Genomic DNA, 12,762 nt, shown 5'->3' on the forward strand with positions numbered 1-12,762 from the left:
ATGGATTCCTTCACAGAGGCCTGGGGGCTGGTCTGCGAGTACTGCAAAAGTAAAATCACAGAGGTCGCCTACACGACCTGGATTTCCCGCATTGAGCCGGTCAGTTTAGATTTCAACAGCGGGACCGCCGTGCTGAAAGTCCCAAATGACTTTCACCGCAAGACCATCCTGCACTATTATCTGGACACCATTCAGGAAGCATTCCTGCAAATCTTCGGTACATCAGACATCAAAATCGACCTGCGCACCGACGATGAAATGGCGCCGCAGAAACCGGTTGAGGACAAGCCTAGCGCAGAAGATTACGAGTATACCTTTGACACCTTCATTGTCGGTCCCAGCAACAAGTTTGCACACGCGGCCAGCATGGCGGTCGCCACAAAGCCCGCGGAACTTTACAACCCCCTTTTTATCTACGGCAACTCCGGCCTCGGCAAGACCCATCTTCTTTACGCAATCTGCAATGAGATTAAGAAGAATTCGCCCGATATGGATATTGTCTATATTAAAGGAGACGAATTTACAAACGAACTGATTGATGCCATTCAGAAAGGCACCACCACCGAGTTTCACAACCGCTACCGCAACGCGGATGTGCTGCTGGTAGATGATATTCAGTTCATCGCCGGCAAGGACTCAACCCAGGAGGAATTCTTCCACACATTTAACACCCTTTACGAAGCCAAAAAACAGATCGTACTGACCAGTGACCGGCCGCCCAAAGATATTGCCACCCTGGAAGAACGTCTGCTAACGCGCTTTGAATGGGGGCTGACCGCAGATGTTCAGCCGCCGGACTTTGAAACCCGCATTGCAATTATTAAAAGGAAAGCGGAACTGTTAGGCATCCAGCTGGACGAAAATGTGACGGAATACATGGCGAACCGCCTGAAAAACAACATCCGTCAGCTGGAGGGCGCCGTTAAAAAGATGAAAGCCTACCATCTGCTCAACGGTTACCCGCTCAACATCAACACCGCACAGGCAGCCATCAGCGACATCATCAATAATGACCAGCCGGTACCGGTGACCATCGAAAAAATCATTGAAGAAGTCAGCCGCACCTACGGCACCACACCGGAAGACATCCGCTCCTCCAAGCGCAGCGCCAATATCAGCAATGCCCGCCAGGTAGCGATGTACGTCGTGCGGGAAATCACCCAGATGCCCATGACCGGAATTGGCTCGGAATTTGGCGGGCGTGACCACTCCACCGTTGTGTATGCGATTCAGCAGGTCGAAAAGAACATCAAGAAAAATCCAAAAATGCGTGCAACTGTTGAGGATATTATCAAAAACATCCGCGACCGGTGATTTTTTATGCCTTTCAATATGCATTTTTTTTGCATATTCATTCATGAATCTTCTGCATAAACTTGTATTTATTCTTCAACTTGTTTTCAACTTTCCCCACCGAGTTTTCAACACAACGTTGAAAAACGAATCCTTCTCTTTTTTCTCCACCATTTGTCCACTGCTGTCTGTGCAAGAAAAAAGGCTGCGCAAAACGGTGCTTTTCTGGCTTTTTTCTTTCTTTCCACTTTTCCGTGCCCCTTACTACTAGTTCTAAATCTATTCCTTCTCAATTATACTCTTTGTAAACGGAGGCTTCCTTTTCATGATTATCACCTGTTCTCGTGAGCAGCTTCTGGAAGCTGTATTAAATGTACAGCGAGCTGTATCTTCAAAAAGTTCGATTCCTGCCTTGCAGGGAATTCTATTAAAGGCAAAGCAAAATAGCATCTTTCTGTGTGGGTACGACGCGGAAATGCTGGGTATGACAACCGAGATTGAGGCTGAAGTGACGCAAACCGGAACGATTGTCTTATCTGCGAAACTGTTTGGCGATATTGTACGCCGTTTACCGGACGAGCGTGTGCACATGGAAACCGACGACAAAAACATGACGACTATCCGCAGCGGGCAAAGCAACTTTTCGATTGTCGGCATTCCTGCGGAAGAGTATCCGGAACTGCCAACGGTTTCCGGAGAACGTGGTATTCGGATTTCCAACCTTGTTTTAAAGAACATGATTCATCAGACAATCTTTGCAGTTGCGGAAAGTGACGCAAAACCCATTCATACCGGTACTCTGTTTGAAATCGGCAGCGGAAAGATTCGTCTGGTTAGTGTAGATGGGTACCGACTGGCAATGCGGGAAGAGATGGTCAACAGTGATGAGCAGGGTCTTTCCTTTGTGGTGCCGGGAAAGGCACTGCAGGAAGTCAGCAAGCTTTTGCCGGAAAACGATGAAAATTGCGAGCTGCAGATTGGCAGCCGGCATATTTTATTCATAGTTGGGCGCTATACTGTTATTGCACGGCTGTTAGAGGGCGAGTTTCTGGACTATCGTTCCGCGATTCCACAGAAAAGCAGCAGCACTGTGATTCTCAAGACCAGTGAATTTATCAGCAGTGTGGAGCGTGTTTCCCTGCTGATTACCGACCGTTTGAAAAGCCCAATTCGCTGCATTTTTGATGAAGACACGGTGCGGCTTTCCAGCTACACGCCGATTGGGCGGGCAAGTGACCAATTTCCTGCTAAACTGGTTGGAAATCCGGTAGAAATGGGGTTTAACAATCATTATCTTTTAGATGCTCTGCGCAATGCAGAAGGCGACCAGATAAAATTGGAACTGAACGGGTCGTTGTCTCCTATGAAAGTTCTGCCCATGGAGGGAAACAGCTTCCTGTTTCTGGTTCTTCCTGTTCGCCTCAAGTCAGAGGCAGGCTGAGCAGGCTGAGCCTGCACGCACTTGCTGAAGCTCACGGGGCGCGCTCTCGCTTCTTTTACAGTCTGCGTCAACGTGAAGTCAGCGCTTCGAGCAGGCTAAGCCTGCACGCGCTTGCTGAAGCTCACATTAACTGCCTGTTCTTCTTTTACAGTCTGCGTCCGTGAAGTTCGCACTTTGAGACAGTTGCTTTCTGTCGCTTTCTCAGAAAGCGACTGGGGGCGTGGGGGCGAAGCCCTCCACGACCTTTGTAAGAGAAGCAGGTTCGGGCTGCGCAGGCTGAGCCTGCACGCACTTGCTGAAGCTCACGGGGCGCGCTCTCGCTTCTTTTACAGTCTGCGTCAACGTGAAGTTCGCACTTTGAGACAGTTGCTTTCTGTCGCTTTCTCAGAAAGCGACTGGGGGTGTGGGGGCGAAGCCCTCCACGACCTTTGATAAGAGAAGCAGGTTCGGGCTGCGCAGGCTGAGCCTGCACGCAGTTGCTGAAGCTCACGTTAACTGTCTGCGCTTCTTTTACAGTCTGCGTCAACATGAAGTTTGCTTTCAAATTTTGTTCGATACAGCAGTTATAATTACAAAAAATTCTAAATAAAAGGATTAAATTGGTATGAATAGGGAAACTATAACCATAGACACAGCGTTTATCCGCTTGGATGCTTTGCTAAAATTGGCCGGTGCGGTGGATACCGGCGGACGCGCAAAATATGTTGTGCAGGGCGGCGAAGTTTTGGTCAATGGAGAAGTCTGTACCATGCGCGGCAAAAAGCTGCACTCCGGGGATACGGTGGATTATGCCGGCCGCGCCTTTGAGGTGGCCGGGTGAAAGTCCTGTCACTTACCTGCCAGAATTATCGGAATCTGCAAAAGGCTTGCCTGCAGCCGGAATCGGGTGTGAATGTGCTCTGGGGCGAAAACGCACAGGGCAAAACCAACCTGCTGGAGGCCTTGTGGCTGTTTACCGGCGGACACAGCTTTCGCGGCGCAAAAGACAGCGAGTTGGTGCTGCACGGCGCTTCCGGCACACGGCTGGAACTTGCCTTTTTCAGCGAAGAGCGCGAGCAGACAGCTGCCCTGCAGATTGAGGGCGGGCGGCGCCATGCATTTTTAAATGAAGTGCCCTTGCGTTCCTCAAACGGACTGGTGGGGCATTTCTGCGCGGTTATCTTTTCACCGGAGCACATCGCGTTAGTGCGTGAAGGCCCCGCCAATCGACGCAATTTTCTGGATGCTGCCTTGTGTCAGCTGAAACCCGGCTATGTTCGCCTGCTGAACCGCTATCAGCGTCTTCTGGCACAGAGAAATGCTTTGCTGAAAGATATTCCCCGCCACCCGGAGTTGACCGAAACCCTGCCGGTCTGGGATGTCCGTCTGGTACAGGATGGCCTGCAAATCGTTTCGCAGCGGCAGGCATACCTCGAGCGGCTGACCACAGCTGCCGCGCGGATTTACAGCGGCCTGAGCCACGGTAAGGAACAGCTTTCTTTGGACTACCAGTGTTCGGCGGAGGACTTGGCGGCGGCTCTGCTGGAAAACCGCGAGCGTGATATTCGCCAGGGGTTTACCAGCGCCGGCCCGCACCGCGACGACATGGAGATTCTTTTGGACAGCGCCGCCGCGCGCACTTATGGTTCGCAGGGACAGAAGCGCAGCATTGTGCTTGCCCTCAAACTGGCAGAGGCTCAAGTGCTGGAGGAAATCACCGGAGAAAAACCGGTGGTTCTTCTGGACGATGTACTCAGCGAACTGGATGGCGGCCGCCAAGATTATCTGCTCAATCACCTGTCGGACTGTCAGGTGTTTATCACCTGCTGCGTGCCGCAGCAGGCGTGCGGTCTGCATGGCGGCGGTCTGTATCAGGTAAAAAACGGCTGCGTGCGTCCGGAACGGCCGCAAACGGCTTAACGCAGAAAGGAGAAAGCCATGTATCTGCATTTAGGGCAGGATACGGTCATACGAAGCGAGAATATTCTGGGGATTTTTGATATGGAAACCTCTACCCTCTCCACTTCCACACGCAGATACCTTGCCAAAAGCGAAAAAGAAGGCCGCGTGGTCAACGTTTCCCTGGAAATGCCCAAAAGCTTCGTTCTGTGCAGTGCGCCGCAGGGTGGCGAAACAGTGTATATTACGCAGATCAGTTCAACCACCCTGCTGAAACGAACCGGATTTATGGAAGAACTGCGGAATGTCAACATGGAATAACAGGAGCCGATAAGATGAAGAAACTGCAATATCCGCAGTGCCCGTACTGCGGAAAAAAAGTGAATCCCCTGCTTGCCTTTACCCTGAAAAATCAGGGCGAGTACCGCTGTACCAAATGCAGCGGCATTTCTAACATCGCACTGGACGGGGCGGTCTACAAATTGGCGGTCAGCATGGTGCTGGCAGCTGCGGCGGTTTTTCTGGTGGAGGAACTGTTAGTGCGCCGCTTTCTGTGGTACTCGGCACTTTTAGTACTGCTGCCGTTTTTGATTTTTTATGTGCTTTCTCCGCTGTTTCTGGAACTGAAGCGCCCAGTGATTAAGCGTCGGCGGATGGAACGGCGCGTGCCCAACAGCACGACCGGCGGTCTGTATGAAGGGCCTTACGGCACTCCCGGTCGCCGCGCGGATGACCCAACGGTGTACGTGCCCTCCACATTTGGGCATTCCATCATTCAGCCACAGGCGGACGAGGACCCCGCAGTGGAGGAGCCCACGATTCCCGTTTCCTCTTTCGTTGGGGGCAGACCGCGCCCGCCGTTTCCGCAGGAGGATGATTTTTCTGCGGAAGTCGGGCGGTTTGGGCTTCGCAAATCCGTGAAGCAGTTTGAGGAGAATCTGGGCGAAAATGCAGAGCCGGTCTTTTACACTCGCCCCAAAGGCGGCAGTCCGCAGCGCGGTGGTTTCCGTGCCTACCGCCCGCCTCTGGATGACAGACAGGAGGATGGCCATGCATAAGGAAACAACCGCCTGTCCGTGGTGCGGTGCGCACTGTTCCGAGCAGACAGGCCGTGCGGCGCTGCAGGCGGAGCGGCACATCTGCCCGGTTTGCGGCCGACCGTCCCGTGCGGTGCGCAGCAAAAAGCGCATCGGCGTGTGGCTCCTGCTGGCTGCGGTGCTGTGCCTGCTGGATTTTCTATTTCTGGTACTGGGGGTGCCCTTGTTGCCGGTTTTTCTGCTGACTGCCGGTTGTACTGCGTGTCTGTGGTGCTTTCGCGGGCATACGGTTGTTTTCCGAAAGATAACGGATGCTTAAGCCCCGTGCGGTACGGGAAGGAAAAGATAAGAGAAGGTTTTACGGAAGAGAAGACCGGGAACAGCTGCAGGACGGCGTACTGCTGCCTGCCGAAGATTCCCGCAGGAGGTTTCAGTTTTGGATATCAATCAAGTCACACAGGCAAATGAAGAGTATGATGCAGACCAAATTCAGGTTCTTGAAGGACTGGAGGCGGTGCGCAAACGCCCCGGTATGTACATCGGTTCCACCGGCGAGCGCGGACTGCACCATCTGGTGTATGAAATCGTCGACAATGCCGTGGATGAGGCGCTGGCAGGCTACTGCGACCGCATTGATGTGAAAATCGAACCGGGCAATATCATCAATGTTACGGACAACGGCCGCGGCATTCCGGTCGGTAAAGAGCACAAGACCGGCCTGCCGGCGATTACGGTTGTTTACACCGTGCTGCACGCTGGCGGCAAGTTCGGCGGCGGCGGTTACAAGGTTTCCAGTGGTCTGCACGGCGTGGGCGCTTCGGTGGTCAATGCGCTTTCCTCTTGGCTGGAAGTCAAGGTGATTCATGATGGAAAAATTTATTTCCAGCGGTTTGAGCGCGGCAAGGTGGTCAACGAGCTGAAAATCATCGGCAACGCACAGCCTGGCGAAAGCGGCACCAATGTCCGCTTTCAGGCAGATCCGGAGATTTTCCGCGATACTACCGTGTACAAGTACGACATTCTGCAGAAGCGGCTGCGCGAACAGGCATTTTTAAACGCCGGCATCAATATTGTTTTAACGGATGAGCGCGACTCGGATGCGGTCATCTCTAACCGTTACTGCTATGAGGGCGGCATTTCCAGCTTTGTGGAGTTCATCAATAAGGACAAAGAACCCGTGCATCCGGATATCATCCATTTTTCCGCCATGGCGCCGGACGGCAACGCCAACGCGGAAATTGCCATGCAGTACACGGATTCTTTCAATGAAATGCTGCTTTCCTTTGCCAACGACGTACATACCACGGATGGTGGTACGCACGTAGAGGGCTTCAAGCGTGCACTGACCCGTGTGATGAACAGCTATGCCCACCAGCACAATATTTTAAAAGACAGCGACGAAAACCTCTCTGGCGAGGATGTGCGCGAGGGCTTAACCGTCATCATCAGCGTCAAAATCAAAGACGCGCAGTTTGAAAGCCAGACCAAAGCCAAGCTGGGCAATACGGAAATCGGCACGTTGGTCAATGCTGTGGTCGGCGACAAGCTGTCCACGTATCTTGAGGAGCACCCGGCGGTGGCAAAAGCCATCTTCGAAAAGGCACTGGCTGCTTCCCGCGCTCGTGCCGCCGCGCGCAAAGCCCGCGATCTGGTTCGCCGTAAATCTGTTTTGGAAAACGCGAGCCTGCCGGGAAAGCTGGCAGACTGCCAGAGCCGTGATGCGAGTGAAACCGAAATTTACATCGTGGAGGGCGACTCCGCAGGAGGCTCCGCCAAGATGGGTCGTGACCGCAAGTTTCAGGCAATCCTGCCCCTGTGGGGCAAGATGCTCAACGTGGAAAAAGCGCGTCTGGACAAAGTGTATGGCAACGAAAAGCTGATGCCAATTGTCACAGCGCTCGGCACTGGAATCGGCGAGGAATTTGATATTTCCAAACTGCGTTACGGGCGCATTATCATCATGGCGGATGCGGATGTTGATGGTTCCCATATCCGTATTCTGCTGCTGACATTCTTTTATCGCTTCATGCAGCAGTTGGTTGAGGAAGGGCATATTTATCTGGCACAGCCCCCGCTGTACCGCCTGACGAAAAGCCAGCAGCATTACTACGCTTACTCGGATGAGGAGCGCGAAAAACTGATGGAGGAATTGGGCCAGACGGATATGCAGCGCTACAAAGGTTTGGGCGAAATGGACCCGGAGCAGCTTTGGGAAACCACGATGAATCCCGAAACCCGCATCATGCGCCGCGTGACCGTGGAGGATGCTGCGGCGGCAGACGCGGCGTTTACAGTGCTCATGGGCGACAAAGTAGAGCCGCGCAGGGCTTACATTGAGCAGAACGCCAAGTATACCGAAAACCTGGATGTCTGAACCCCTCTCCTTTTTTCACCCGCCGTGCGGGTGTTTTCATTTTCTTTGGAATCTGGTATAATAGAAGATAAATACAACAGAACGAGAAATGCGGTTGCTTTCGCAGGAAAGAATCAAAAAAGGAGTTTACAAAAGAATGAGCGACAAGCGTACAGAGGAAGAAACGGTGCAGCCTCCTGAACCGGAGGCTCCAGAGGACGATGACGATACCATCCGATGGGACGGCAGTGAAGCGGAAATGGTAGCGGACGAGGACGCCGAAGCGTATGAGGAAACCAAAACAGCAGTAAAAATCAGCTATCAGCTGACCGATGAGGAGGTCTGTCGTGCGTTTTTGCACACGAGCCTGAACCGGAAGCGCCGGCTGTTTTTGGGTGGACTTGCGGCGCTGGCTTTTGTGCTTTCTGTGGTCAGCTTTGTGTATTACGGGCTGCAGGCGCCTTCTGATTCCCTGGTTTTCGGTGTTTTATTTGCCGCGGCGGGCGCCGCGGTGCTGGTGCTGCCGTGGCTGTCTGTGCGCAGGCACGCCCGTGAGTCCAATGATCACGGAGAGTATACCGTGAAGCTGTACCCGGATCTGATTGAGGCGGAGCATTCCGGCAATATGCTGGAAATTCCGCTGGACGGAACCAGCGTCTGTGAATTTTACAAGGGGCTGGTGCTGCTGCAGTTTGACCGGGAATACATAGGCGGCTCTCTGCTGATTCTTCCGCTGCGCAGTGTGGAACCGAGTGTTCTGGCGGATGTGGAGGCAATCCTCCGCTCCGGTACCCATGTCGCGCGCAGATAGCGAACTTCCCGCAGGTCGGCGGCACCTTTCCGCGCCGGGTTGCCAGTACATACAGTCTTGCAGTTTTGGGCTGATGCACGCAGTTACAACAGGAGGAATATCCTTTTATGGATGAAATTCAGAATGAAAACAAGGAAAGAATTATCGACGTGGATCTGGAAGAAGAAGTCCAAAAATCTTTCATGGCATATTCCATGTCGGTTATCGTGCAGCGCGCCCTGCCAGATGTGCGGGACGGCTTAAAACCGGTGCATCGGCGTATTCTGTACGCCATGTATGAGGACGGCATCACGCCGGACAAACCTTACAAAAAGTGCGCCACCACGGTCGGCGACGTGCTGGGCCGGTACCATCCGCACGGCGATGCTTCCGTTTATGATGCGCTGGTGCGTTTGGCACAGGATTTTTCCATGCGGTATATGCTGGTGGACGGCCACGGAAACTTCGGTTCTGTAGACGGTGACCCGCCGGCTGCTTATCGTTACACCGAGTCGCGCATGAGCAAGATTGCAGTGGAAATGCTGCAGGATATCGATAAGGACACCGTCGATTTCGGCCCGAACTTTGATGACAGCCGCAAGGAGCCAAAGGTGCTGCCCAGCCACTTCCCCAATCTGCTGGTTAATGGCTCCACCGGCATCGCGGTCGGCATGGCAACGAATATTCCCCCGCACAATCTAGGCGAGGTGGTGGACGGTGTCTGTGCGCTGATTGACAATCCGGATATCGACATGGATGGTCTGATGCAGTACATCAAAGGGCCGGATTTTCCCACAGCGGGTATCATCATGGGTCGTGCGGGCATCCGCGCCGCCTATGCAACCGGCAAGGGCCGCATCACCGTGCGCGCCCGCGCCGAAATTGTAGAAGAAAAAAATGGCCGGTTCAGCATTGTCGTTACCGAACTTCCCTATCAGGTCAACAAAGCGCGCCTAATTGAAAACATCGCGGATTTAGTAAAGGACAAGCGCATTGAGGGAATTTCCAATATCGAAGATCACTCCGACCGAAACGGAATGCATATCCTGATTTCCGTAAAGCGCGATGCTTCTCCGCAGATTGTGCTCAATCAGCTTTACAGCTACACGCAGCTGCAGACCACGTTCAGCGTGAACCTGCTGGCGATTGTTGGTGCGCACGATAACTACAGCGGCGAACCGAGGCTGCTGACGCTCAAGCAGATTCTGGAGGAGTATGTCAGCTTTCAAAAGGATGTCATTATACGCCGAACGAAGTACGATTTAGAAAAAGCACTGGCGCGCGCACATATTCTGGAAGGCTTAAAAATTGCAGTCGATAATATCGATGAGATTATCTCGATTATTCGCTCCAGTAAGGACCGCGCTTCTGCCCGTGCCCGCATGACAGAACGCTTTGGGCTGGACGACATTCAGACGCAGGCGATTGTGCAGATGCCGCTGGGCGCCCTGACCGGTTTGGAAAGAAAGAAACTGGAGGACGAGCTGGCTGCCATCGAGGCCAAGGTGGCGGATTTGCGCGATATTTTGGCGAATGAATCCCGTGTGCTTACCATCATTAAGGATGACGCGCAGAACGTGAAAAAGAAATTCAATGACGAGCGCCGCACAGAAATCGCAGCGGTTTCCGGTGAGGTCGATATTGAAGATTTGATTCCCAGGGAAGAGTGCGTCCTGACGCTGACCAATTTCGGCTATGTCAAGCGTTTGGCAGCAGACACCTATCACACCCAGAACCGCGGCGGACGCGGAATCAGTGCCATGACACGCCGCGAAGAGGACTGCACCAGCGAAATGTTCATCTGCGGCAGCCACGATTATGTGCTGTTCTTTACAAACTTTGGCCGGGTGTACCGCCTGAAGTGCTATGAGGTGCCGGAAGGCAGCCGCACCAGCAAGGGCATTAACATTGCTAACCTGCTGCCAATTTCCCAGAATGAAAAGGTCACTTCCATGATTCGTGTGCCGGAGTTTGACGAGGAAAGTTACCTGTGCATGGTGACGCGCAACGGCATCATCAAGCGTACTGTGCTTTCCGCGTATAATACCGCGCGCAAGGGCGGCGTCATTGCACTGGATTTGGATGAGGGCGATGAACTTTCGTGGGTGCGCCTGACCGGCGGAGATGATGAACTGCTGGTGGCAACTCACCTCGGCATGGCTATTCGTTTCAATGAAAACGATGTGCGCCCGATGGGCCGTGTGGCACGCGGTGTCAAGGCCATCACACTGAAGGAAAGTGACTATGTGGTTGGCATGAGCGTTCTGCGTGAGGGCGGCCGTGTGCTGACTGTCAGTGAAACCGGCTACGGGCGGCTTTCTCCCATTGAGGATTACCGCATACAGAACCGCGGCGGCAAGGGCCTGCTGAATTACCACGTGGATAAGTACGGCTGTGTGGCTGCCATCAAAGTAGTGGATCTGACGGATGATATTATCTTGATTTCCGAAGCCGGCATTCTGATTCGGATTCCAGCGGATTCTATCCGCATCTGCGCGCGTCCAAGCAAGGGCGTCAAAGTAATGCGGCTGACTGGTGCCGATAAAGTCGTTACGCTAGCACGCACGGAACATGAAGAGGACGAAACAACGGATGAGCTGCCAGAAAACGACGGTGACCCTGAGGAGGGCGCTGAGGATTCGACAGAAACAACGGAGGGATAACTATCATGCGTAAGCCCCGCACCAGATTTACCGCGCTTCTGCTGGCATTCAGCCTTTGCATTGCCGCTGCTGCGGCAGGCTGTGGCAGCAAGTCAGGCAGCAGCAGTGCTGCCTCAGAAGTTTCTTCCGCACAAGCGATTCCGGTTTCTTCTGAAAATACGGCAAGCAGCAGCCATGCAGTGTCTGCGGTTTCCTCTCAGGCTTCTTCAGCTGCAGATTCCGCGGCTTCAAATGCGGACACGGCTGTGTCGCAGACCAATGGCATTGAGGCCGCACCGGAAAGCAATACTTCTTCTGTCCCCACCAAGGATGACCGTTTCAATAAAAAATGGGCGGCAAATCCCATTGATGCAGCCATGCAAAAGGCAATGGATACGGCAGACACTAATCGAAAAATTGTGGAAACTTATACACAATATGCACAGAAATGGCAGAACGAGATTGCTGTTACGTATGACCGACTGATGACTGTCAGCGGAAACGATGCGGCGCTGAAAAGCGAGCAGACCGCATGGGTAAACGGCAAGGAAGCGCAGCTGCAGAAAATTAAGGCATCGGTTGCGTCAGAAGGCACCGGCGCCGCAGTCGGTGTGGGCAGCAAGGTAATGCAGTTTTACCGCGCACGCGCGCAGCAACTGTACTTTGAGCTTTACAAATATGACCCGAATTTTTCATTTACCAATGCATAACGGATAAAAAAGGACTGATGGCATGGAACTGACCGAAAAAACACTGGAGAAGAATGTGATTTATAAAGGCCGTGTTCTGCAGATGCATGTGGATCATGTACAGCTGGAGGACGGCAGAGTTTCCACACGGGAGTGCGTGGATCATCCGGGTGGCGTGAGTGTGGCGGCGCTTACACCGCACAACGAGATTCTGTTGGTGCGGCAGTTCCGGTATCCGTATGGCGAGGTTGTGCTGGAAACCCCTGCGGGCAAGCTGGAAGCCGGCGAAGACCCGCTTTCCGCCTGCAAGCGGGAACTCAGAGAGGAAACCGGCGCAGTTTCAGATTCGTTCATTCCGCTGTCAGTGATGTACCCTTCTCCCGGTTATACCAATGAGAAGCTGTATCTGTACGCTTGCCGGATTTCTGAGCAGGGCGGTCAGCATTTGGATGATGGGGAGTTTCTGGAGGTTGATCGCGTGCCACTGCGTGAAGCGCTGAAGCAGGTGGAGCGCGGCGAGATTTACGACGCAAAAACGCAGGTGCTGATTCTGCGTGCGGCGCAAATGGTGCAGGCCGGAAAACTGTAAATGAAAAAGGGTTATAGCAAAATGAATTTGCAATAGCACATTGCACAGAG

General features: G+C 53.2%; 12 protein-coding genes. All 12 read left to right on the forward strand.

Annotation, left to right across the window (positions count from 1 at the left end; genetic code table 11):
- The 12 genes from dnaA (at position 1) to PXC00_RS00060 (ending at position 12,712) form a co-directional block, all read left to right on the forward strand.
- On the forward strand, positions 1 to 1,314 hold the full coding sequence (gene dnaA / locus PXC00_RS00005) for a chromosomal replication initiator protein DnaA (RefSeq protein ID WP_275845905.1): 1,314 nt from the start codon (positions 1 to 3) through the stop codon (positions 1,312 to 1,314).
- A gap of 304 nt (positions 1,315 to 1,618) precedes the next feature.
- Entirely contained in the window at positions 1,619 to 2,734 is a 1,116-nt protein-coding gene (gene dnaN, locus PXC00_RS00010; protein ID WP_275845904.1) for a DNA polymerase III subunit beta, read from the forward strand.
- Between the two features lie 604 nt (positions 2,735 to 3,338).
- A complete protein-coding gene (locus PXC00_RS00015; protein WP_275845903.1) occupies positions 3,339 to 3,554 on the forward strand; it encodes an RNA-binding S4 domain-containing protein in 216 nt (71 codons plus the stop codon).
- Positions 3,551 to 4,633, forward strand: coding sequence for a DNA replication/repair protein RecF (gene recF / locus PXC00_RS00020; protein WP_275845902.1), 1,083 nt, complete (start codon positions 3,551 to 3,553; stop codon positions 4,631 to 4,633). Before PXC00_RS00015 ends, recF begins: the two co-directional genes overlap by 4 nt.
- Before the next feature lie 18 nt (positions 4,634 to 4,651).
- Entirely contained in the window at positions 4,652 to 4,933 is a 282-nt protein-coding gene (gene remB / locus PXC00_RS00025) for an extracellular matrix regulator RemB (protein WP_275845901.1), read from the forward strand.
- A 14-nt stretch (positions 4,934 to 4,947) separates the two neighbouring features.
- A complete protein-coding gene (locus PXC00_RS00030) occupies positions 4,948 to 5,670 on the forward strand; it encodes a single stranded DNA-binding domain-containing protein (protein WP_275845900.1) in 723 nt (240 codons plus the stop codon).
- Positions 5,663 to 5,968, forward strand: coding sequence for a hypothetical protein (locus PXC00_RS00035; protein ID WP_275845899.1), 306 nt, complete (start codon positions 5,663 to 5,665; stop codon positions 5,966 to 5,968). The genes PXC00_RS00030 and PXC00_RS00035 overlap by 8 nt, the downstream gene beginning before the upstream one ends.
- A 117-nt stretch (positions 5,969 to 6,085) precedes the next feature.
- Positions 6,086 to 8,023, forward strand: coding sequence for a DNA topoisomerase (ATP-hydrolyzing) subunit B (gyrB, locus tag PXC00_RS00040; protein WP_275845898.1), 1,938 nt, complete (start codon positions 6,086 to 6,088; stop codon positions 8,021 to 8,023).
- 136 nt (positions 8,024 to 8,159) lie between these two features.
- Entirely contained in the window at positions 8,160 to 8,813 is a 654-nt protein-coding gene (locus tag PXC00_RS00045; RefSeq protein ID WP_275845897.1) for a hypothetical protein, read from the forward strand.
- Positions 8,814 to 8,920: 107 nt separating this feature from the next.
- Positions 8,921 to 11,455, forward strand: a complete 2,535-nt coding sequence (gene gyrA / locus PXC00_RS00050) for a DNA gyrase subunit A (protein WP_275845896.1) — start codon at positions 8,921 to 8,923, stop codon at positions 11,453 to 11,455.
- A 5-nt stretch (positions 11,456 to 11,460) separates the two neighbouring features.
- Entirely contained in the window at positions 11,461 to 12,144 is a 684-nt protein-coding gene (locus PXC00_RS00055; RefSeq protein WP_275845895.1) for a lysozyme inhibitor LprI family protein, read from the forward strand.
- 22 nt (positions 12,145 to 12,166) lie between these two features.
- A complete protein-coding gene (locus PXC00_RS00060) occupies positions 12,167 to 12,712 on the forward strand; it encodes an NUDIX domain-containing protein (RefSeq protein WP_275845894.1) in 546 nt (181 codons plus the stop codon).
- Positions 12,713 to 12,762: the final 50 nt, after the last annotated feature.

The sequence above is a fragment of the Caproicibacterium argilliputei genome, assembly GCF_029211325.2.
GTDB lineage: Bacteria > Bacillota > Clostridia > Oscillospirales > Acutalibacteraceae > Caproicibacterium > Caproicibacterium argilliputei.

Coding starts and splice junctions, on each gene's coding strand:
- gyrA (WP_275845896.1), top strand. CDS start 8,921: ATGGATGAAATTCAGAATGAAAACAAGGAAAGAATTATCGACGTGGAT.
- PXC00_RS00035 (WP_275845899.1), top strand. CDS start 5,663: ATGCATAAGGAAACAACCGCCTGTCCGTGGTGCGGTGCGCACTGTTCC.
- dnaA (WP_275845905.1), top strand. CDS start 1: ATGGATTCCTTCACAGAGGCCTGGGGGCTGGTCTGCGAGTACTGCAAA.
- remB (WP_275845901.1), top strand. CDS start 4,652: ATGTATCTGCATTTAGGGCAGGATACGGTCATACGAAGCGAGAATATT.
- PXC00_RS00030 (WP_275845900.1), top strand. CDS start 4,948: ATGAAGAAACTGCAATATCCGCAGTGCCCGTACTGCGGAAAAAAAGTG.
- dnaN (WP_275845904.1), top strand. CDS start 1,619: ATGATTATCACCTGTTCTCGTGAGCAGCTTCTGGAAGCTGTATTAAAT.
- PXC00_RS00015 (WP_275845903.1), top strand. CDS start 3,339: ATGAATAGGGAAACTATAACCATAGACACAGCGTTTATCCGCTTGGAT.
- PXC00_RS00060 (WP_275845894.1), top strand. CDS start 12,167: ATGGAACTGACCGAAAAAACACTGGAGAAGAATGTGATTTATAAAGGC.
- PXC00_RS00045 (WP_275845897.1), top strand. CDS start 8,160: ATGAGCGACAAGCGTACAGAGGAAGAAACGGTGCAGCCTCCTGAACCG.
- PXC00_RS00055 (WP_275845895.1), top strand. CDS start 11,461: ATGCGTAAGCCCCGCACCAGATTTACCGCGCTTCTGCTGGCATTCAGC.